Consider the following 17,680-nt stretch of genomic DNA (forward strand, 5'->3'; position numbering starts at 1 on the left):
TGAAGGTTCGGACACGAAGCTCACGTTATCATGGATTGCCGTCTACCGCGCCAGCAGCGCGGTGAACCCGGCCGGTTCCTGCATCGCCTTGCGGGCTGGCGTCATCGGCTCCCACCGACCTCGCGGATCGGCCGCGTGCCGTCCCAGCTCAAAGCAGCCTGCCGGACCTTCTCGAAGAATGGCCCCTTGGTGCCGCTGATGTCGGAGATCTCGATCACGGTGCCCGGATGGGCCTGGGTGTCGAAATAGGCAAAGCGCCCCTTGTCGCCGCCGATCTGGCCCTCGTGGCCGATCCTGTAGCCGAGCCCGAGCGCCCTGTCGTAGAGCGCCTGGTAGTCGTGGCTCCAGTAGGACATGTGCTGAAGGCCTTCGTGGCCGGACTCGAGGAACTCCCTGTACAGCGAGGGCGCGTCGTTGCGCTGCTGGATCAGCTCGATCTGGAGATCGCCGGAATTGGCCAGCGCGATGCTCATCTCGACGGCGGAGTTTTCGCCGCGATGGCGAAACCAGTCGGTCTTGACGCGGTCCATGTAGTACCACGGACCGACGCCCATCACCTCGATCCAGTGCTTCATCGCGGCGTGGATGTCCCGCACCACATATCCGTTCTGGCGCACCGCGCCGAAGATGCGGCTCATATCGGCGCCCCCGTTGTCACCTCGTTCACCTGATCTCGATTCACTTCACTTCAATGCCCGCGTCCTTGGCAACCTGCTTCCAGGCCGCGATGTCGCGCGCGTTGATGTCACGCTGCTCGTCGCCCGGCACGAATTGCGGCGTGATGCCGAGCCCCAGCAGCTTCTGCTTCACCTCGTCATCGGCGAGCGCGTCCTTCAGTGCCGCTGACAGCTTTCTTGCGATCGGCTCGGCAAGTCCCGCAGGCGCATACATCGCCCAGGACAGGCTGCGGTCGAACGGCACGCCTTGTTCCTTGTAGCTGGCGACATCCGGCAGGCTCGGCGAACGCTCGCCGCAGGCGGCCAGCGCCTTGATCGAACCGTCCTTCACCAGCGGCGTCGCGGTCGCCATGTCGAGTGTCGCCAGCGAGATGTGGCCGCCGAGCAGATCGCCGGCCAGTTTGGCGATGCCGTTGAACGGCACGTGGTCCATCTTGATTCCGGTCTGCTGCATCAGGATTTCCGCGCAGAATTGTCCGGTCGAGCCCACGCCCCAGCTTCCGTACTGGATCGGTTCACCCTTCTTGGCCAGCGCGATCAGGCCCTTGATGTCGTTGGCGGCAAAATCCTTGGTCGCCACCAGCATGATCGAGGACGTGCCGATGCGCCCGATCGTGGTGAAGTCCTTGATCGAATCGTAGGGCAGTTTTGGATAGATCGCCGGCGCCAGCACATGCGTGGTCATGCCGCCGACGGTGATGGTGTAGCCGTCGTTCGCCGACGCCGCGACCATCTGGGTGCCGAGCGTGCCGGCAGCCCCGGTGTGGTTCTCGATATAGACGCTCTGTCCGAGCGTCTTGCCCATCCTGTCGCCGAGCAGCCGCCCGATCACGTCGCCGCCGCCACCGGCCGCATAAGGCAACAGCATCCTGATCTTGTGCGTGGGATAGGCGGCCGGGTCCTCGGCCCGCGCAGGCAGCATTGCCGAGGACGTTACGACCAATGACAATGTTGCGGCGCGCAGCAGACAAAAATGGACGAAGCGCGCCATGACCCAGTCTCCCCAGATTGCTCTCCGCTTCTTTGAGAGCGGAGTTGAAACGAACGATCGTTCGTATGATTGACTAGCGAACGATCGTTCGTTAGTCAAGTTGCATGGCTGTCCACACCACCAGCGCGGCGGAAGCGGCTGCGCCCACGACCCGCGCGCGTATCCTCGCCGAGGCGCTCGATCTGTTCGCGCAGAGCGGCTATGGCGGCGCCTCGATGCGCGAGCTCGCGCGTCGCGTCGGCATTCGCGAGAGCAGCCTCTACAATCACTTCGCCGGCAAGGCCGCGATCCTCGAGGCCATCGTCAGCGAGCACGGTCCGGCCAGTTCGGCGAGCCGGCTGGAGGAGCCGCGCTACAAGCAGCTCGCGCGCCAGCCCGCCGCGTTCTGCCGGCAGTTTGCATTGGACCTCGTCGAGCAATGGTCCGATCCGCGCGAGCACCAGTTCCAGAAAGTCATCACCGCCGAGCGCAACCGCGTGCCCGGCATCCGCGCCAAATTCGCCGATCATTTTTATGCGCGCGAGCAGAGCATGATGACGGATTATTTCCGCGGCTTTGCGCTCGCCGGCCTGGTCTCGACGCCGGACCCGCGCGAGACCGCGCGGCTGTTCGCCGCCGGGCTGATCTACATCCGTCTCGAGCATTACGTGATGGGCGCGGCACCGTCGCCGCGGCCGAAGGTGATCGAGGCGATCGACCGCTATCTCGCCTTCTTCCTGTCGCTGATCGCGGCGGATGGCGGGACGCGGGACAACAAGAAACGAAAAGCCAAGGGAGAGAATCGTGGCAAGGCTGCCCCTGATTGATCCGGAGACCACCAGCGGCGATATCCGCGCCTCGTTCGACCGCATGCCGGTCAAGCTGAATATTTTCCGCATGATGGCGCACGCCGAGGCCAACATGATCCCGGCGATGCGGCTCGGCAATTCGATCCTGCACAAGCAGAAGCTCAGTGCGGTCAATCGCGAGCTCCTGATCCTCCAGGCAGCCCAGCTCGAAGGCGGCGCCTATGAATGGCGCCAGCACGTGCCGATCGCGCTCGGCGTAGGCTGCACGCGAGCGCAGATCGACGCGGTCGAGCGCGCCGATTACGATGCCGCCGGCTTGAGCGAGGCCGAGTGCGCGCTGCTGAAATTCGGCCGCGAAGTGGTCGAGAACGTCCGCGTTCCCGAGGCGATCTTCGCCGCCATGCGCGAACATTTCAGCGACCAGGAGATCGTCGAATCCATCGTCGCCCTCGGCTTCTATATGATGATGGCGCGCGTCACCGAGGCGACCGAAACCGATCTCGATCCCGCGGCCGGCATGGCGGTCTATGACGGCGGCAAGAAGCCGGGCGCCTGAGATGACGGATACCGATAGCAAGCGGGACCGTTACGTCCGCCCGCCGAGTGCGGAGTCGCTGGGCGAAGCGCCGGGGAGGGGACGCCTTAGGGGCCGCCGCATCCTGATCGTCGGCGGTGGCCAGCGCGTGTTCGACGCCGCCACCGATCCGATCGGCAACGGCCGCGCCATGAGCATTCTGTGCGCGCGTGAGGGCGCCAAGGTCGCGGTCGCCGACCTCAACCGAACCTCGGCCGAGCACACCGTCAAGCGCATCACCGACGAAGGCGGCGAAGCCTTTGCGATTGCCGCCGACGTCACGTCGGAGGCCGACGTCCTGCGCATGATCGACGAGGCGCATCGCGCCATGGGCGGGCTCGACGGCATGGTGCTCAACATCGGCACCTTCGGCAAGGTCGGGCTCGATGCCGTCAGCCCCGAGGAGTGGAATGCGATCTACGACGTCAACGTTCGCGGCCCGATGCTGTGCTGCCGCGCAGGCCTGCCGAAATTCGACAGCGGCGGATCGATCGTCTTCATCTCCTCCATCGCCGCGCTGAAAGCCGGCTCGCAGATGGCGGTGTATGATTCCTCGAAAGCCGCGCTCGGCGGCCTCATGCGCAACATCGCCCATTTCGGCTCGCGCCGCGGCATCCGCGCCAACCTGGTCTATCCCGGCCTCGTCGACACGCCGAACGGCCGCGAGGCCGGCGCCGGCCGACCCGACCGTGGCAAGGGCCATGTCCCGTTCGGCCGCCAGGCCACCGCCTGGGAGATCGCCTATGCCGTGCTGTTCTTCCTCTCGGACGAGAGTGTCTACGTCACCGCGCAGACGCTCGCGGTCGATAGCGGCCTGAGCGGGATGTGAGAGGGCGCCTCACACCTATGGCCCAGGAGCGCGCGCTCCGCTGATCAGGTGGTCCAGCGAGACGCGTCCCGGCCCGTAGGCCATGATGCCGAGCGCCATCGCCGCCCAGGTGATGTGGATCGGCCAGCCGTCAGGCACGGTCAGCTCGACGATGACAGTCATGAACAGCAGTCCGAGCGCCGCAAACCGCGTGCCGAGGCCGAGCAGGAGGAGGATCGGGAACATGATTTCCCCGCATCCGGAGAGAAAGGCCATGACGGTCGGCGCCGGATAGTGATAGGGCCCGCCCGGCAGATGCAGCATGAACTCGTCGCTGAACAAGGTCACGGCGGTGTCGTTGAGCTTGAGGAAGCCTGCCCATTTGAGCATGCCGGAACGCCAGAACGGCACCGCCAGCGCGATGCGGAGCACGAGCTGAACGACTGACGGCGAGGCGATGGTCTGCACGAGATGATTGGCCTTGTCGACGAGGAGTCCGAGGGAGGGCAGGCCGCCGCCCGCCTGCATGCGTTGGTCCGTGATCATCAGACGTCTCCGAAAGCGATCGAGGTGAAGGCGCCCGCCTCGATCAGGCCGGTGATGTTGGAAGCGATGTCGAAGTCGGCCGCCGCGTCCAGCGCGCGTGCGGCGGCCTCGCCGAGCGGCCGACCCGACATCAGGCTGCTCGCGAATGCTGCGCCGCCCGGCGGCAGGTGCCGGACCACGACATCGAATTCGGCGCGCGTGACCAACGCGTCTTCCGGTGTCGCAGCGCCGATGCGCCCGACCGGCGACGTGTCGCGGTTGGCGGCGAATATCGTCACCGCCGCGAATTGCGACCGCACGATTCTCGTCGCCGGGTGCGGTAGGAGAACGAGATCGCCCAGCCGATCCGGCGCAACCGCGGCAAGCTGCTCCGGCGACAGCGGTGCGGCGTCGGCGGCGTGATAGGCATCGAGCCAGGCTCGCTCGATGCGGGCGACATCTGCGAGCCATGGCATCATCTGCGCATGTTCATATTGCGCGATGAAGACCGGGAAGTCGCGGCCGTAGTCGAACAGCAGCGGTGAGATCGGTGGCGTCAGGCGAACGTGGAAGCGCGCCATGGCGCGGAAGAAGTCGGCGCCGGTGATGCGCTGCACCGCCGGATAGATCGCGGCGAGCGCGTCGATCAGGCTGACCGTGACGTTGTTGCGGTAGACATCGTAGCGCTTGCCAGGTGCCTTGCCGTTCGGGCCGGTCACGATCTCGGGCGCAGGGCGCACCGGGTCCAGCAGCGCCGGTGCAAAGGCTGCGGCAAAGCAAAGGTCAGGCTCAGGCGGCATGACGATCTCCCGTCAGCCCGACCGGGCGGCAACGGTCGAGGATCGCCTGCGCAGCGGCCGCCTCCGCTCGCAGGACCGCCCAGTCCGGGATCTTGCTGTCCCACTCGATCAGCGTCGGCACGCCGCCGCGGCGCCGGACGACGATCTCGTACAGCTTCCACACGGCGTCCGCGACCGGGCCGTCATGGCTGTCGATCAGCAGCAGATCGCCTTCGTCGTCGACCTGCTTGGCATGGCCGGCGAGATGGATCTCTTCGACGCGCGGCAGCGGAAAGTCCGCGAGGTAGTCGAGTGCCGAGAAGCCGTGATTGGTCGCTGATACGAATACATTGTTGATGTCGAGCAGCAGCCCGCAGCCGGTCCGCTCGGCAACAGTGCGGATGAAATCGGTCTCGCTCATCGACGATTCGCGAAAGGCGACATAGGTCGACGGGTTTTCCAGCAGCAGCGGGCGGCGGATCGCGTCCTGTACCTGATCGATGTGATCGCAGACGTTCCGGAGCGTTGCCGCGGTGTAGGGCAGCGGCAACAGATCGTTGAAGAAGCTGGTCTCATGCGTCGACCAGGCGAGATGCTCGGATACCAGCGCGGGCTGGTAACGTGCCACCAGTCCGCGAAAGCGGGCCAGATGCGCCTTGTCGAGCGGCTGTGGTCCGCCGATCGACATGCACACGCCATGCAGTGAGAGGGGATGGTCGCGGCGGATCGCTTCCAGCGCGCGGTGCGGCGGTCCGCCTGCGCCCATGTAGTTCTCGGCGTGGACCTCGAAGAAGCCGCGTTGTGGTTTCGCGCCCAGGATCGCCTGAAGATGTTCAGGCTTGAAGCTGGTCCCGGCGACGCCGCCGATCGGCGCGGAATAGCGGAGGGGCACCGCAGACATGTCAGGCGCGATTGCCGTCGTCATGGTTTCTCTCCGCTGTTCCTTGTTGTGATGGTCGCGACGCAGCGCGTCACACCGGCTTGAGCGAGCCCTTCTTGCCACCCGGCAGGTCGATGCTGGTGCAGGTGCCGCCCTGGACGAATTTCCATGCATTGCCCTGGAAGTCAGCGGTCGAGGTGCCTTGGCAGGTCGTGCCCGGTCCGGCCGCGCAATCGTTCTGGCCCTTCAGCGCGACGCCGAAGCATTTTTCCTTCTTGGCGGCGACGGCCGCGTCGCCCTCGGCCTTGGTCAGCGGAGCAGCAGTGGCCAGCGTGACAAGTGCGGTCGACATGGCGCCGGCGAGAACGAGCGTGGTCACGGCAAGTTTGGCAGACATCGAAGTTTCTCCTGTTCGAGATGGCATCGCCTGGCAGGCGAAGAGCGCCTTGTTCGGTTCGCCCCGCAGCCGCTCGCGTTACCGATCGAGCAGGTCACGAGTTCGTGAGGCCGTTAGATGGGCGCACGGGCTGTGCGCTTGGATCGGATTAGCGGGTGACGGGCCGGTCAATCCAATGCCTAGTCTCTATCGAGACCTTAGCCGGAGAGCATTGGCGGCGACGCGCGGCGCCTGCCACAGGTAACGAATGCACGCGTGCCACGTAGAGCGGTAATAGGAGATGGTCGGTCGCCGCTTTGCCGGAGAACGGAAACAGCTATGAATGTTGATCCCGGACGGCACCTGCGCGCGATCGCGAAGCTGACGGTCAGCATCCGCCTCGCCGTCTCGGCGCTGGTCCTGACCGCGATCCTTTTGACCGCCGCCCTCTCCAGCCTGTTGTGGTGGCGCACGGCGGAGGCGGCGAGCCGGCAGCTCGCATCGACCATCAACGAGCAGATCGTGGCCGCTGTCCGCAAGGAGGTCGCCGCGATTGTGGACGAGGCGCGTGCGGCCCACACCGCCATTCGAACGCTGTTCTTGCAGAACGTGCTCGACACCCGCGAGGCCGACAAGCGCGAATTCGTGTTCCTGTCGCAACTGCAGTCGCAGGCGACGATCTCCTGGGTCGCCTTTGGCTGGCCCGACGGGACCTTCTTCGCCGCGCACAAGCTCGGCGACCGCCGCCTGGAGATGATGGAGATCTCGCTGACCGATCATGCCGGCCAGCGCCGCATCGACGAATACGAGGTGGTGCCCGGCGATATCGAATTCGCCAATCGCCGTTTCGAGCCGACCGATTTTCGCCTCGCCGATCGCGCCTGGTTCAAGACCGGGCTGGCGGCCGGGGAGCCGGAGTGGTTCAAGGTCATGGACCATCCGACCGGCGAGCGGCCATCGATTGCCTTTGCCGGTCCGATCGACGTCTACCAGGAGCGGCAGGGCGTGCTCGCGGTCATCATCGAGTACACCAGGCTCGCGCGCTTCCTGTCCCAGCTCGAGGTCGGGCGCACCGGAACGGCTTTCATCATCGACGGCAGCGGCGAGCTGATCGCGGCGCCCGACAAGGACGCCGACGAGCTGCACGCTGCGAAGGGCGATACGACGCTGCTACCGCTGGCGCGGATGGCACTCGTGAAGGCGGGCGAGGATGGCCGGAAGGAAGCCTGGCGAAGTCGGCTGACATCGGCTGGCGGCGCTTACGAAGTGGCGCTCACGCCGCTGCCGTTTCCCGGCTGGTCGCTCGCAACCGTGATCCCCGAGGCCGAGTTCCTCGGTCCGGTCGAGACGACATTGCGCCGCCTGATCATCGGCCTTGGCATCGGCGCCGTGCTCGCAGCGTTGGCCTCGGCGATGCTGGCGCGTTCCGTCATCGCCGCACCGCTGTCGCGCGTCGTCGGCGAGCTCCGCCATGTCGAAGCCTTCGCACTGGAGCAGGTCCGCCGCCATCCGTCGCGGCTCAAGGAGATCGCGAGCCTGTCCGGCGCGATCGCCGAGATGGCGGCCGGCCTGTCCGCGTTTCGCAAGTTCATCCCGGCCGATCTGGTCCGCTCGCTGTTGCGCCAGGGCGTCGAGGCAAGGCCAGGTGGCAGCATGCAGGAGCTCAGCGTGATGTTCGTCGACATCGCCGGCTTCACCGGGCTGTCCGAGCGGCTGGGCGATCGCGTGGTGCCGTTGTTGTCGCGCTATCTCGACCTCGCCTCCGAGGCCGTCGTCGCCAATGGCGGCACCATCGACAAGTTCATCGGCGACGCCGTCATGGCGTTCTGGGGCGCGCCGCAGCCGCAGGCCGACCACGCGCTACGCTGCTGCCGTGCGGCGCTCGGCTGTTGCAGGGCGATCGCGGCCTCGGGCCTTGCCGACGATCTTGGCCAGCCGCTCCAGATCCGGATCGGTATCAATTCCGGCCGCATGTTGGTCGGCAATATCGGTTCCGAGCTGCGCCTGAACTATACCGTGATCGGCGATGCCGTGAACGTCGCGAGCCGCCTCGAGGGCGCCAACAAATCCTACGGCACGCAAATCCTCATTGGCGAAGCGACCGAACGTCTCGCACGCGGCGCCATCGTCACGCGCGAGATCGACAGCATCGCCGTGTATGGACGTGAGGAGGGCTTTGCGGTCTACGAATTGATCGGACTTGCCGGGGAGAGCGGCGGGGAGAGGCTTGATTGGATCGTACGCTATGAACAGGGCCTCGCTAACTACCGCGGGCGCCATTTTGCGGCTGCACTCGCTGATTTCGAAGCCGTGCTGAATATGCGCGGCCCGGATCGCCCTGCTGAACTGATGCGCGACCGCTGCCGGCAGTTGGTTGAGAGCGCGCCTGATCTTGCGTGGCGCCCGGTCGCGGCACTGACGACGAAGTAGTCGCGAAAGATTGGCGTGCTGACGGACGAGAGCTGGCGACGATTCTGCCTGCATGATACGTAACTGACACCCGCCCTCTCGCGCTCCCGGACCACCTCAATTCATGAAAACCACACTGCTGAAATCCGAAGACTATACCCGCTCGCCCTGGAAGAACGGCGGCGGCATCTTTACCGATATCGCGGATGCCCATCGCGCTGAGTCCAATGTGAAGGATTGGGACAGCCTGCTGTGGCGCTTCGCGGCCACGCCAATCGTGGCACCCGGGCCGTTCTCCCATATGCCCGGCATCGACCGTTTGCAAATGGTGGTCGGCGGCCGCGGGCTGGTGCTGAAATCGCCCACCCAGGAATTCGACGAGCGCGAGCCGTTCACGACGGTGCGATTCACCGGCGAACTCGAGATCGTGACCAGGCTCGAGGAAGGGCCAGTCGAGGTGGTGAATTTGATGGGCCGGCGCGGTGCGGTGGCGCTTGAGCTCGAAGCGCTTAAGGCGCCCGGCGAGCGGCGGTTGTCCGCCGGCACGCATCTGATCTATGCGGCGCGCGGCGACTGCGGCATCCGTCTCGACGGCACGGATTTTTCGATTTCGCACGAAAACACGTTGAAGGTTGAACTGACGGGGGCGTCGACGCTTGCGCTTGTGTCGGGGCTGGCCGTGCTGAGCTCTATTCAGATCGTCGGCTGAACCGCGTTCCCGCCGCCGGAGCGGTGCGCACAATCCGTGCAACTGGCTAGGTTGACGCCGTCGCGCCGGAGCACGATATCTGCCCTGATGCAGCCGCTGCCCAGAGCACGATATGGGCAGCCACGATATGAACGGGCAGATATGACCGCGCGAGACAAGAACGCCACGCTATCCGACGGTGTCGTCGATTGGCTGATCAACGGCACGCGCGACGAGCGCTTCATTGACAAGATCTTTGCCGAGATGTGCATCCGGCTTCAGCAGGCCGGCATTCCGCTGGCGCGGTCGACGGTTCACGTGCTGATCCAGCATCCGCAATGGCTGGGCGCCCGCTTCATGTGGGCCGAAGGCATGCGCGAGGCGGAGATTGCGCGGGTCGACTACGACGTCCGCGAGCGGTCCGAATACATCGGCAGTCCCGCCAACGAAATGTTCGACGGCGCAACCGAGGTGCGCGAGAATCTCGAGCAGGACCCAGCGCTCGGCCGCAAGCACGCGCTCTATCGCGAGATGCGCGCGCAGGGCCTGACCGACTATGTGGCCTGGCCGCTCTATCATACGCTCGGCAAGCGCCATCTCGTCACTTTCGCGACCGACAGGCCCGGCGGTTTCGACGACGCCCATGTCGCCGCCCTCAAGAACATATTGCCGGTGCTGGCGCTGGTCAGCGAGATCCGCATCAAGAACCGGCTGGCGCGAACGCTGCTCGAGACCTATGTCGGCTCCCATGCCGGCGAGCTCATCCTGGCCGGCGCCACGCGGCGCGGCACCGGCACGACGGTGCGTGCCGCGATCATGATCTGCGATCTGCGCGAGTTCACCAAGATTTCCGACAATTGGCCGCGCGACGACGTCATCGATCTGCTCAACGACTATTTCGACGCGATGTCGGAGCCGATCGCGCGGCATGGCGGCGAGATCCTGAAATTCATCGGTGACGGCCTGCTCGCCATCTTTCCGCTGAGCGAGCCCGAGGCCGGCGCAAACCTGCTGCATGCCGTGACCGAAGCCCGTCAGGCCATGATCGCGTTGAACGCGCGCAACGACGGCACCGGCCGCGCGCCGCTGAACTACGGCATCGGCGTCCATGTCGGCGACGTCATGTACGGCAATATCGGATCGTCCACCCGGCTCGACTTCACCGTGATCGGTCCCGCCGTCAACATGGCCTCGCGCCTCGAAGCCTTGACCAAGCAATTGGGAAAGACGGTGCTGCTGTCACGCGACTTCGCCGATCTCGTCGGCGGCCAGTTCGATCTGGAGCGCGTTGGCGAGCACGGTGTGCGCGGCTTCAGCGAGCCGATCGAGCTGTTTGCGTATCAGGGGTGAGGCAAAGCCGATATGCGACGATCACTGTTTCGATCCGGTCCAGCTTCCGACGCATCCATCGGATCGCCGGAACGACCCGGAGCCGCTGCGGCCTGAGAACCGCCCGGACATGGTCCAGGTCAGGCTTCCGGCGGCACCGACCCCGGAGGTGGAGCCGTTCGGACTGACTTGAGCGGTGCCGTACTGTCCGACCAACTTGCCGCCGGTGATGACCACCGTGTCGGAGGAGGTGCCGCAGGGCGTGCCGACACTGGTTAGAACCCATGCTCCGTCGAGATTGCTGCCTCCGCCGCTCTTTTGCGGCGCGCGGCGCGGCTCGTCGTCCGCGGGCTTGCTGCGCCGTGCCGGCTTCGAAGGCTCGGCCGTCCGCGGCGTCTCGCGCGAACCGGACAGCGATTTTTCGTCATTGCCGATGCTGCCGCCGGCGCTTCCCGACTGCGCACGCGCCATGTCGGGCAAGACGACGATTGCGAGCGCGGCCGACAACAGGGCGGCTTCATAAGAAGCGCGGAAATAGTTTTGCATATTGCACTGGTTTGAAATGAACAGGTCTAGACCGCGGATCGTATTGCCAATGCCGGAGTGTGTCACTACGCTTGACCCTGGGTCGCCCAAACGTTGCTTCGATCGGCCGCACGTTCATGCCAAAATTCCTCCGCATCGGAGTCCATCAGTCGAACGTATCGGGTTACACGTCGAAGGCGTGGTGTGTCCGGCGCGTTGGCACGGCGATCCTCCTGAAATGGGGCGCCGTGGAGGTCCAGGGCGCAGGCGACGGACGCAAGGTCTACTGGACCCGTCTGCCGCAGGAGAAGACAATTCGCTGCGGCAGCGCGCAGCGTGCCCAGGATTACGCCAAGGCGGCGATCGCGCGGCGCCGCAACCATCGCTATGAACCTCTCGCCGGCGCGATCGTGCTGCGGCGCCGACCGGCCGCAGGCAACACCGAGCTCAAGCGAGCGCTCGCCACGATCCTGATCGTCGATATCGTCGGCTCCACCGCGAAGGCTGCAAAGCTCGGCGATGTCCGCTGGACCAAGATCATGGGCCATTATTACGCGGCGGTCCGCAAGGAGCTGAAGAATTCGCGCGGCAAGGAAGTCACGACAACGGGCGACGGCGTGCTGGCGACGTTCAAGACGCCGGCTGCCGGCATCGGTTGCGCGGCCGCGATCCAGAAGGCGGTGCGTACGCTCGGCCTTGAGATCAGAGTCGGCCTGCATGCGGGCGAATACACCGTGAGCGGCACCGAGGCGGTCGGCCTCGCCTTTCACATCGGCACCCGCGTCGCCGCCAAGGCACGCGCCGGCGAGGTCTTGGTCTCCAGCGCGGTGAAGGAGCTGCTGGCGCCGAAGTCCGAGATCCGCTTCGCCGATCACGGCGTACACCAGCTCAAGGGCGTGCCGGAGCGCTGGCGGCTGTGGCGGGTGGAGGGCTGAGTCGCCCTCAGAACGCCCGCGCGGTGCGGGCGGGCTGCGGCGCCGCCGTCGCATCGAGCCGCAAATCCTTTCGAATCCCGGCATCCACCAGGGCTGCGGGCGCAAACCTGCGTAGCAATCGCAGGCGCTTCGCAAGGCTGCCGGCCGCGTATTTGAGTTGCGGGCGCGCCGCGCTCGCGGCCTTCAGCACGGTCTCGGCCACCACGCCGGGTTGTTCGGCCGTCGCCATCACCTCGTTCACCCGCTTGGTCACGCCGGCGCGGGCCTCGCGATATTCGTCGAGCGTGGCGTCGGGCTCCATGAAGTTCGCGTCGAACGGCGTCTTGGTATAGGCGGGCTCGACCACCGAGACCCGGATGCCCCGCGTGCGCAGTTCATGGTCGAGCGATTCCGAATAGCCCGCCACCGCGTGCTTGGTCGCGGCATAGAGCGCGCCATAGGGCATCGGCAGAAAGCCGAGCACCGAGCCGATATTGATGATGCGGCCATTTCCCTGGCGGCGCATGTGCGGCACCACGGCGCGCGTCATCCGGATCAGGCCGAAAAAGTTCGTCTCGAAAATCGCGCGCGCCTGCTCCATCGAGCTCTCTTCTGCGCCGGCAGGGGCAACGCCGAAACCGGCGTTGTTGACGAGCAGGTCGATGCGGCCCTCGCGCCGGATCACTTCGCCGACGGCGGCTTCCACCGATGCATCGCTGGTGACGTCGAGAGCCAGCATCTCGAACGCCTGCTTGCCCGGCTGCGCGCCCCGCCTGCTGGTGCCGAACACCTTGTAGCCGGCGTTCGCGAGCCGCTCCGCCGTGGCCTGGCCGATGCCTGAGGAGGCGCCGGTCACCAGCGCGATCTTCGGTGTAATCCTGTTCATAATGCCTCTCCGACGCCACTACCGGGCCTGAAATCGTTTGATTACGATCGTAACTATTGATATAGATGACGATCGTAATTATAAAAGTCAAGCCCCAGTGCCCAATCCCGGCATCCAAGGATCAGTCCCATGCGCGTCTCAAAGGAACAGGCCGCCAAAAATCGCGAGCATATTCTCGAGACCGCCTCGCGCCTGCTGCGGGAGCGCGGCATCGCAGGTGTCGGTGTCGACGCGCTCGCCGAGGCGGCCGGGATGACGCACGGCAGCCTGTACAGCCAGTTCGGCTCCAAGGAGCGGCTGGTCGAGGAAGCCGTGGCCCATGCGATCGAGGCCAAAGGCCAGGAATTGCCCGAGGCGTTCGCGCTCGAGGACTATGTTTCGCAATATCTATCGCCGGGGCATCGCGACGATCCCGCCGCCGGCTGCCCCTTCGCTGCGCTCGCCTGTGAGGTGTCACGTCAAGGCGGCGGCCTGAGAGCGCGCTTCACCGCCGGCGTGCGCGGCACGATCGCCCTGCTGAGCAGCCGGATGGCCGCCACGCTGAAGCCGCGGCAGCGTGAGGACAAGGCGCTCGCGGCGGCCGCATCCATGGTTGGCGCCCTCGTGCTCGCCCGCGCCGTGGACGATCCCAAGCTGTCGGACGATATTCTTCGCGCGACGAGGAAGTCGCTGGCGGGGTGAGGGCGCGCCTCGGCGGGGCGCCGAAAGGTCGGAATAAAATTCCGGGCCGATGCCTATTATGGCCCGCGCTACTATGGCCCGCCCTACGGCTATTATGGACCGCGCGTCGTGCGGCGGGCCTATTCTGTACCTTACGCCTACGCTCCGCCGCCCTATTGGGATCCCTGGTGGTGACGAGACAAGGCCCGGATCATCATCCGGGCCTTTAGCGTGAGGGCAATCGGTCAATCGTTCGCGGCGGGCCTATTTGCGGTTCGCTCCCGTGGAGCCGGAGCCTGGGATGGCCTGCTGGCCTCCTTGCGTTTGCCTTGTGTCGTTGTCGCCTGGCCGCGTCGTCGACGATTTGGCCGGTGCGTTCGCGCCGCCGCCATTGTTGTCCGATGACGTGTTGAGGCTGGAGGCTCCCGCTCCCGTCGTGCCGCCGGTGCCCGGCGAGTCGATGCTCGACCCGGTCGTGGAGGCACCCGCGCCTTGCGCGAATGCGGCAGGAGGAAATGCGAGAGCCGCAACGAGCCCCGCGAGAACCAGCTTTTTCATGTCCGCTCCTGTGCCTGACGTCGTGACATACCGTGTCGAGGCAAAGATCTCGGCACGCACCTGTTCCTGCGCGGGGGCGGAAATGCCGCACCAGCGCCGACGACTCACCCCGGACTCATCGCGCGCGAGGCGATCATTTCCTGCGCTTGCGGCGTCAGCTCATAGTGGTCGCCGGCTTTCACCAGCCAGCCAGCCTCGATCATGCGTCGCGTCATGCCTGCGCTGCACAGCGGGTGGCCGCCGCCGGGATGAAACAGCGCGCCCTCCCGTTCGATCAGGTAGCCGTAGAGCCGCGCCTGTCGGAGCGGGTTTTGCATCCCTGGTGTGGGCGCCTCCATGGTCTTTCGCGCAGCGCTCCATGACGGGTTAAGATGACGGGCTGATCCCCATCAGGCGGCCCCGGCCTGTGGCCCGGGGGCGGGGCTTCGAGCCGAGGCCGCCAGTGCCGGAATCGCAAGGACCCGGCGCGGCCCAATACGCAACGGCCCAGGTCGTTCCTACAAAGCCGTTCCTATCGGCATTGCTCTTCCCGGATTGATGCCGGGCAAGGCGAAGCGTCTAGGCCGACCAACGATCCTGCTCTTCCCGGTGGGCATGCTCGTTCAGCCGTTCGGCGATCTGATCCGCGATCTTCTCCGACTCGGCCGAGGCGACCGGCTCGCCCTTGTGGGTCCTGAGCTTGTCCTTGTCGGCTTCGATGGGAAAATCGTCGGGCTTCAGTCCGGGATCCCTGGTCATGGCGCGCCTCATTATGTCTCGCATCCGAAAACACGGATGCAGGCTGTTCGTTGCTGGAACAATGAAGCTGCGATCGAGAGTCACAGCCGGGCGCAAGCGCCCCGAGCTGCTCAGGCCCCACCGACGGCCCGGATCACGGTCCCGCTGCCGCCGCACGTCGCGCAGGGAGCGCCGTCGATCCGCCCCTTGCCATGGCAATCGGGGCACACGTCTTCGCCGGTGCCCGTCGTTCCCGGTGCGGCTTCATCGCCGGGGTTGAGCGCTGCCGAATCCGTCGGCGATGTCCCGGTCTTGGCGCCTTGCGCGTCGGTCTTGGTCATCTGCATCTCCTTCGACAAGACCGCAACGCGCCTTGCCGCCGGAAGTGCCAATCGAGGTTGCACACGCCGGGACGGCTCCCATTTGCGGGATGACGGAATCGATCACAACCAGAGCTTGCGCGGCCGCCAGAAAACCAGCAGTATGCATGCTGGCTCATGGTTGATCTCAAGTTGAACGATGCCACCGCGTCACGGCGTCATCGTCGGGATCGGCCCGACACATCCGCGCTTCACCCTGGAAAACCCATGACCCGCATCGACGCAGTCGACTGCCACGCGACCATTGCAATCATCGGCGCGGGCCCGGCGGGCCTGTCGACCGCATGGTTCCTGTCGAAGAACGGGTTTCACAACGTTACGGTGCTGGAGCATGAGCTATGACCTCGGTGCCAACTACGTCACCTGGGCCTACCAGGAGACGCTGGAGATCGCGGCGGAGGTCGGCGCGACCACCTATGCCGAGGAGCCCTACACCTCGATCGACATCGCGCCGGATGGCAACAGCTTCACCTACCGATCGCTCAGGGATGCCGTGCTCTACGACCCCTACGCCAAGTCCACGATCTCGTTGTGGACCTTCCTCTGGGCGGCGGTTCGATATCTCTATGTCCGCTGGCAACTGAGCGGTGTCATCGACGCGCCGGACTATCTCGACAAGATCCACGAGCGTCCCGAGCTCTGCGTCGACTTCAAGTCCTGGCTGGCAAAACAGGATCTGATGCCGCTCGCCACCCTGTTCCAGTTTCCGATCACGATCATGGGCTACGGCCAGCTCGATGACATCGCGACGCCCTACGCGCTGCGCTACATGTCGGTTCGGACGTTCTTTCCGATGGTGTTCGGGCTCGGCCCGGTCAACTGGATCATCGGGAGCTGGCCGCGGCGCTTCACCGACGGGTTTCAGCGGCTGTGGGAACGGGTGTCCTGGCGCCTCAACGTCCGGCTCAACGTCAACATCACCAGGATCGAGCGCACGGCGGCCGGTGTCCGGATCGACATGGAGTATCCCGAGCAGGACCTGAACGACCTCAAGATCGTCAAGGACAGCAAGCTCTATGACTATCTGGTGCTCGCCTGTCCGTTGACGAAGGACGTGTTCACGCAGCTCGGCCTTGCTCCCAACCTCGCGGAGCAGAAAGTGAATCACGAGATCACGTTCAATCCGTACTGCATGACGACGTTCTGGATCGACATGACGATGAAGGCGCCGGTCGCGCCAGTGCTGCCGCTCACTGCACAGGGTACGCCATGGGCGGTCGCGCGGCAGTTCCAGGACAGCGGCAACATGTTCACGCAGTTCTACACCCGCCCCAGGGACAAGCAGACCGGCGACGAGGTCATCGCGGAGGTCAAGCGCCTGACCAAACTGCTCGGCGGCACGATCGACACCAGCCAGCCGCGCTGGCACACGTTCGACGAGTTCACCTATTTCCAGCACTTCACGCCGGACCAGATCAAGACCGGCATCTATGCCGACCTCGCCCGCATGCAGGGCGCCGACCGCACGTTCTACGTCGGCGGCGCCACCGACTTCGAGCTGGTGGAGCCGATCGTGGTGCATTCGAAATACATCGTCGAGAAGCACTTTGCCGGCGGGGTCCGCGCGAATTAGCGCGGCGGGGCAGTCATCAACCCATTGTCACCGCACGCCCGTGCCCTTGCAGCGCTGGCACTTCACCACCTTGTCGCCCTTCTTGAGCAGGCCTTTGCCTTCGCAGTTCTTGCATTTCTGCTTCTTCTTGATGTTCGGGCCTTTTTCACTGGTCATGGATGGCTCCTGCCGCGGTGGGGGGACGGGCGCCTTGTATAGGATATCGAACCCGCGAAGCGGCAGAAATTATCAAGAGTGCTGTGCCGCAATCCCCGAGCTCGATCAGGGACGTCCGCGAATACTCGCGTTGGAGGGGCCGCCGACCGTCTGGATCGGCTCACCGGCCGCGCGGTCTAGTGGCGGGTGCGGCCTGGCGAGTCCGACTGTTCCGGGAGCTGCGTCGTTGCTGACCGCAGGCATGTTGACGCGCTCCATCGTGATCGTGGCCACGATGGCAACGGCGAGGGCGATAGCACTCAAAACCAGGGTCATCCGATTCTGGTCTTCCATCGTCAGACCTCCGCGAAACGGCTCCGTAGCGCGGGGATAATGCCGGATCTGCGGTTTAGTTGCTCTCACCTCGTTCAGGCTGCGCCGGACACCACGCCTCGCCCCTCGTTTTCCGCGCGGCTGCGCTACGCGCAGCCCGCAGGGCAGATGCTCG

The 17,680-nt window shown here is 65.3% G+C and carries 24 protein-coding genes; 10 read left to right on the forward strand and 14 right to left on the reverse strand.

Annotation, left to right across the window (positions count from 1 at the left end; all coding sequences use genetic code 11):
* Positions 1-101: 101 nt before the first annotated feature.
* A complete protein-coding gene (locus IVA75_RS08530; protein ID WP_219685325.1) occupies positions 102-638 on the reverse strand; it encodes a VOC family protein in 537 nt (178 codons plus the stop codon).
* 40 nt (positions 639-678) lie between these two features.
* Complete coding sequence (locus tag IVA75_RS08535; RefSeq protein ID WP_247282600.1) at positions 679-1,668, reverse strand: tripartite tricarboxylate transporter substrate binding protein; 990 nt, start codon at positions 1,666-1,668, stop codon at positions 679-681.
* A 104-nt stretch (positions 1,669-1,772) separates the two neighbouring features.
* Here IVA75_RS08535 and IVA75_RS08540 point away from each other — a divergent pair, with 104 nt between their 5' ends.
* Genes IVA75_RS08540 through IVA75_RS08550 form a run of 3 tightly spaced genes read left to right on the forward strand, consistent with a single transcriptional unit; the run spans position 1,773 to position 3,859 of the window.
* Positions 1,773-2,474: a TetR/AcrR family transcriptional regulator gene (locus tag IVA75_RS08540; RefSeq protein WP_027520510.1), complete on the forward strand. Its 702-nt coding sequence runs from the start codon at positions 1,773-1,775 to the stop codon at positions 2,472-2,474.
* Positions 2,452-3,012, forward strand: coding sequence for a carboxymuconolactone decarboxylase family protein (locus tag IVA75_RS08545; protein ID WP_247282601.1), 561 nt, complete (start codon positions 2,452-2,454; stop codon positions 3,010-3,012). Before IVA75_RS08540 ends, IVA75_RS08545 begins: the two co-directional genes overlap by 23 nt.
* Position 3,013: 1 nt before the next feature.
* Positions 3,014-3,859, forward strand: a complete 846-nt coding sequence (locus IVA75_RS08550; RefSeq protein ID WP_247282602.1) for an SDR family oxidoreductase — start codon at positions 3,014-3,016, stop codon at positions 3,857-3,859.
* Positions 3,860-3,874: 15 nt separating this feature from the next.
* Here IVA75_RS08550 and IVA75_RS08555 read toward each other — a convergent pair whose 3' ends face one another.
* From IVA75_RS08555 to IVA75_RS08570, 4 genes are read right to left on the reverse strand one after another with little or no spacing between them, the layout of a single operon-like run.
* Entirely contained in the window at positions 3,875-4,384 is a 510-nt protein-coding gene (locus IVA75_RS08555; RefSeq protein WP_247282603.1) for a DoxX family protein, read from the reverse strand.
* Positions 4,384-5,163 (reverse strand): DNA-binding domain-containing protein, encoded by a 780-nt coding sequence (locus tag IVA75_RS08560; protein ID WP_247282604.1) that lies wholly within the window; start codon positions 5,161-5,163, stop codon positions 4,384-4,386. Before IVA75_RS08560 ends, IVA75_RS08555 begins: the two co-directional genes overlap by 1 nt.
* Entirely contained in the window at positions 5,153-6,067 is a 915-nt protein-coding gene (locus IVA75_RS08565; protein ID WP_247282605.1) for a DUF692 domain-containing protein, read from the reverse strand. Before IVA75_RS08565 ends, IVA75_RS08560 begins: the two co-directional genes overlap by 11 nt.
* Before the next feature lie 46 nt (positions 6,068-6,113).
* Positions 6,114-6,419 carry a DUF2282 domain-containing protein gene (locus IVA75_RS08570; RefSeq protein WP_247282606.1) on the reverse strand — a complete coding sequence of 102 codons (306 nt, stop codon included), beginning with the start codon at positions 6,417-6,419 and terminating at the stop codon, positions 6,114-6,116.
* A 318-nt stretch (positions 6,420-6,737) separates the two neighbouring features.
* Here IVA75_RS08570 and IVA75_RS08575 point away from each other — a divergent pair, with 318 nt between their 5' ends.
* The 3 genes from IVA75_RS08575 (at position 6,738) to IVA75_RS08585 (ending at position 10,845) form a co-directional block, all read left to right on the forward strand.
* Positions 6,738-8,828, forward strand: a complete 2,091-nt coding sequence (locus IVA75_RS08575) for an adenylate/guanylate cyclase domain-containing protein (RefSeq protein ID WP_247282607.1) — start codon at positions 6,738-6,740, stop codon at positions 8,826-8,828.
* A 103-nt stretch (positions 8,829-8,931) separates the two neighbouring features.
* On the forward strand, positions 8,932-9,516 hold the full coding sequence (locus IVA75_RS08580) for a HutD family protein (RefSeq protein ID WP_027568154.1): 585 nt from the start codon (positions 8,932-8,934) through the stop codon (positions 9,514-9,516).
* A 141-nt stretch (positions 9,517-9,657) separates the two neighbouring features.
* A complete protein-coding gene (locus IVA75_RS08585; protein WP_247282608.1) occupies positions 9,658-10,845 on the forward strand; it encodes an adenylate/guanylate cyclase domain-containing protein in 1,188 nt (395 codons plus the stop codon).
* Between the two features lie 21 nt (positions 10,846-10,866).
* Here IVA75_RS08585 and IVA75_RS08590 read toward each other — a convergent pair whose 3' ends face one another.
* On the reverse strand, positions 10,867-11,370 hold the full coding sequence (locus tag IVA75_RS08590) for a hypothetical protein (protein WP_247282609.1): 504 nt from the start codon (positions 11,368-11,370) through the stop codon (positions 10,867-10,869).
* A gap of 116 nt (positions 11,371-11,486) precedes the next feature.
* Between IVA75_RS08590 and IVA75_RS08595 the strand changes: the two genes are divergently transcribed.
* Positions 11,487-12,284 (forward strand): adenylate/guanylate cyclase domain-containing protein, encoded by a 798-nt coding sequence (locus IVA75_RS08595; protein ID WP_247282610.1) that lies wholly within the window; start codon positions 11,487-11,489, stop codon positions 12,282-12,284.
* Positions 12,285-12,291: 7 nt separating this feature from the next.
* On the opposite strand, the gene IVA75_RS08600 is transcribed toward IVA75_RS08595, so the two are convergent.
* Positions 12,292-13,149 carry an oxidoreductase gene (locus IVA75_RS08600; RefSeq protein WP_027568150.1) on the reverse strand — a complete coding sequence of 286 codons (858 nt, stop codon included), beginning with the start codon at positions 13,147-13,149 and terminating at the stop codon, positions 12,292-12,294.
* A gap of 129 nt (positions 13,150-13,278) precedes the next feature.
* Here IVA75_RS08600 and IVA75_RS08605 point away from each other — a divergent pair, with 129 nt between their 5' ends.
* Complete coding sequence (locus IVA75_RS08605) at positions 13,279-13,830, forward strand: TetR/AcrR family transcriptional regulator (protein WP_247282611.1); 552 nt, start codon at positions 13,279-13,281, stop codon at positions 13,828-13,830.
* A gap of 243 nt (positions 13,831-14,073) precedes the next feature.
* Here the strand turns inward: IVA75_RS08605 and IVA75_RS08610 are convergent, their stop codons facing one another.
* The 4 genes from IVA75_RS08610 to IVA75_RS08625 all read right to left on the reverse strand — a co-directional run bounded on the left by IVA75_RS08610 (position 14,074) and on the right by IVA75_RS08625 (position 15,425).
* Positions 14,074-14,367, reverse strand: a complete 294-nt coding sequence (locus IVA75_RS08610; protein ID WP_247282612.1) for a hypothetical protein — start codon at positions 14,365-14,367, stop codon at positions 14,074-14,076.
* A 104-nt stretch (positions 14,368-14,471) separates the two neighbouring features.
* Positions 14,472-14,684, reverse strand: a complete 213-nt coding sequence (locus IVA75_RS08615) for a hypothetical protein (RefSeq protein WP_247282613.1) — start codon at positions 14,682-14,684, stop codon at positions 14,472-14,474.
* Positions 14,685-14,925: 241 nt separating this feature from the next.
* Positions 14,926-15,105 (reverse strand): hypothetical protein, encoded by a 180-nt coding sequence (locus IVA75_RS08620; RefSeq protein ID WP_027568146.1) that lies wholly within the window; start codon positions 15,103-15,105, stop codon positions 14,926-14,928.
* Positions 15,106-15,215: 110 nt separating this feature from the next.
* Positions 15,216-15,425, reverse strand: coding sequence for a hypothetical protein (locus IVA75_RS08625; RefSeq protein WP_247282614.1), 210 nt, complete (start codon positions 15,423-15,425; stop codon positions 15,216-15,218).
* A 246-nt stretch (positions 15,426-15,671) separates the two neighbouring features.
* Between IVA75_RS08625 and IVA75_RS08630 the strand changes: the two genes are divergently transcribed.
* Positions 15,672-15,806, forward strand: coding sequence for an FAD-dependent oxidoreductase (locus IVA75_RS08630; protein WP_247282615.1), 135 nt, complete (start codon positions 15,672-15,674; stop codon positions 15,804-15,806).
* Positions 15,796-17,037, forward strand: coding sequence for a hypothetical protein (locus tag IVA75_RS08635; RefSeq protein WP_247282616.1), 1,242 nt, complete (start codon positions 15,796-15,798; stop codon positions 17,035-17,037). Before IVA75_RS08630 ends, IVA75_RS08635 begins: the two co-directional genes overlap by 11 nt.
* Positions 17,038-17,064: 27 nt before the next feature.
* Here IVA75_RS08635 and IVA75_RS40125 read toward each other — a convergent pair whose 3' ends face one another.
* Complete coding sequence (locus IVA75_RS40125) at positions 17,065-17,193, reverse strand: hypothetical protein (RefSeq protein WP_007600646.1); 129 nt, start codon at positions 17,191-17,193, stop codon at positions 17,065-17,067.
* A 105-nt stretch (positions 17,194-17,298) separates the two neighbouring features.
* On the reverse strand, positions 17,299-17,526 hold the full coding sequence (locus IVA75_RS08640; RefSeq protein ID WP_247282617.1) for a hypothetical protein: 228 nt from the start codon (positions 17,524-17,526) through the stop codon (positions 17,299-17,301).
* Positions 17,527-17,680 lie beyond the last annotated feature (154 nt).

Source organism: Bradyrhizobium sp. 134, from assembly GCF_023074155.1.
In the GTDB taxonomy this organism is placed as follows: Bacteria; Pseudomonadota; Alphaproteobacteria; order Rhizobiales; family Xanthobacteraceae; genus Bradyrhizobium.

What these genes read in the sequence shown, in the direction of transcription:
- IVA75_RS08640 (WP_247282617.1), bottom strand. Translation starts at nt 17,526, where the DNA reads ATGGAAGACCAGAATCGGATGACCCTGGTTTTGAGTGCTATCGCCCTC.
- IVA75_RS08560 (WP_247282604.1), bottom strand. Translation starts at nt 5,163, where the DNA reads ATGCCGCCTGAGCCTGACCTTTGCTTTGCCGCAGCCTTTGCACCGGCG.
- IVA75_RS08570 (WP_247282606.1), bottom strand. Translation starts at nt 6,419, where the DNA reads ATGTCTGCCAAACTTGCCGTGACCACGCTCGTTCTCGCCGGCGCCATG.
- IVA75_RS40125 (WP_007600646.1), bottom strand. Translation starts at nt 17,193, where the DNA reads ATGACCAGTGAAAAAGGCCCGAACATCAAGAAGAAGCAGAAATGCAAG.
- IVA75_RS08540 (WP_027520510.1), top strand. Translation starts at nt 1,773, where the DNA reads ATGGCTGTCCACACCACCAGCGCGGCGGAAGCGGCTGCGCCCACGACC.
- IVA75_RS08550 (WP_247282602.1), top strand. Translation starts at nt 3,014, where the DNA reads ATGACGGATACCGATAGCAAGCGGGACCGTTACGTCCGCCCGCCGAGT.
- IVA75_RS08605 (WP_247282611.1), top strand. Translation starts at nt 13,279, where the DNA reads ATGCGCGTCTCAAAGGAACAGGCCGCCAAAAATCGCGAGCATATTCTC.
- IVA75_RS08595 (WP_247282610.1), top strand. Translation starts at nt 11,487, where the DNA reads ATGCCAAAATTCCTCCGCATCGGAGTCCATCAGTCGAACGTATCGGGT.
- IVA75_RS08535 (WP_247282600.1), bottom strand. Translation starts at nt 1,668, where the DNA reads ATGGCGCGCTTCGTCCATTTTTGTCTGCTGCGCGCCGCAACATTGTCA.
- IVA75_RS08565 (WP_247282605.1), bottom strand. Translation starts at nt 6,067, where the DNA reads ATGACGACGGCAATCGCGCCTGACATGTCTGCGGTGCCCCTCCGCTAT.
- IVA75_RS08555 (WP_247282603.1), bottom strand. Translation starts at nt 4,384, where the DNA reads ATGATCACGGACCAACGCATGCAGGCGGGCGGCGGCCTGCCCTCCCTC.
- IVA75_RS08635 (WP_247282616.1), top strand. Translation starts at nt 15,796, where the DNA reads ATGAGCTATGACCTCGGTGCCAACTACGTCACCTGGGCCTACCAGGAG.
- IVA75_RS08615 (WP_247282613.1), bottom strand. Translation starts at nt 14,684, where the DNA reads ATGCAAAACCCGCTCCGACAGGCGCGGCTCTACGGCTACCTGATCGAA.
- IVA75_RS08585 (WP_247282608.1), top strand. Translation starts at nt 9,658, where the DNA reads ATGACCGCGCGAGACAAGAACGCCACGCTATCCGACGGTGTCGTCGAT.
- IVA75_RS08625 (WP_247282614.1), bottom strand. Translation starts at nt 15,425, where the DNA reads ATGACCAAGACCGACGCGCAAGGCGCCAAGACCGGGACATCGCCGACG.
- IVA75_RS08600 (WP_027568150.1), bottom strand. Translation starts at nt 13,149, where the DNA reads ATGAACAGGATTACACCGAAGATCGCGCTGGTGACCGGCGCCTCCTCA.
- IVA75_RS08580 (WP_027568154.1), top strand. Translation starts at nt 8,932, where the DNA reads ATGAAAACCACACTGCTGAAATCCGAAGACTATACCCGCTCGCCCTGG.
- IVA75_RS08630 (WP_247282615.1), top strand. Translation starts at nt 15,672, where the DNA reads ATGACCCGCATCGACGCAGTCGACTGCCACGCGACCATTGCAATCATC.
- IVA75_RS08620 (WP_027568146.1), bottom strand. Translation starts at nt 15,105, where the DNA reads ATGACCAGGGATCCCGGACTGAAGCCCGACGATTTTCCCATCGAAGCC.
- IVA75_RS08575 (WP_247282607.1), top strand. Translation starts at nt 6,738, where the DNA reads ATGAATGTTGATCCCGGACGGCACCTGCGCGCGATCGCGAAGCTGACG.
- IVA75_RS08590 (WP_247282609.1), bottom strand. Translation starts at nt 11,370, where the DNA reads ATGCAAAACTATTTCCGCGCTTCTTATGAAGCCGCCCTGTTGTCGGCC.
- IVA75_RS08610 (WP_247282612.1), bottom strand. Translation starts at nt 14,367, where the DNA reads ATGAAAAAGCTGGTTCTCGCGGGGCTCGTTGCGGCTCTCGCATTTCCT.
- IVA75_RS08530 (WP_219685325.1), bottom strand. Translation starts at nt 638, where the DNA reads ATGAGCCGCATCTTCGGCGCGGTGCGCCAGAACGGATATGTGGTGCGG.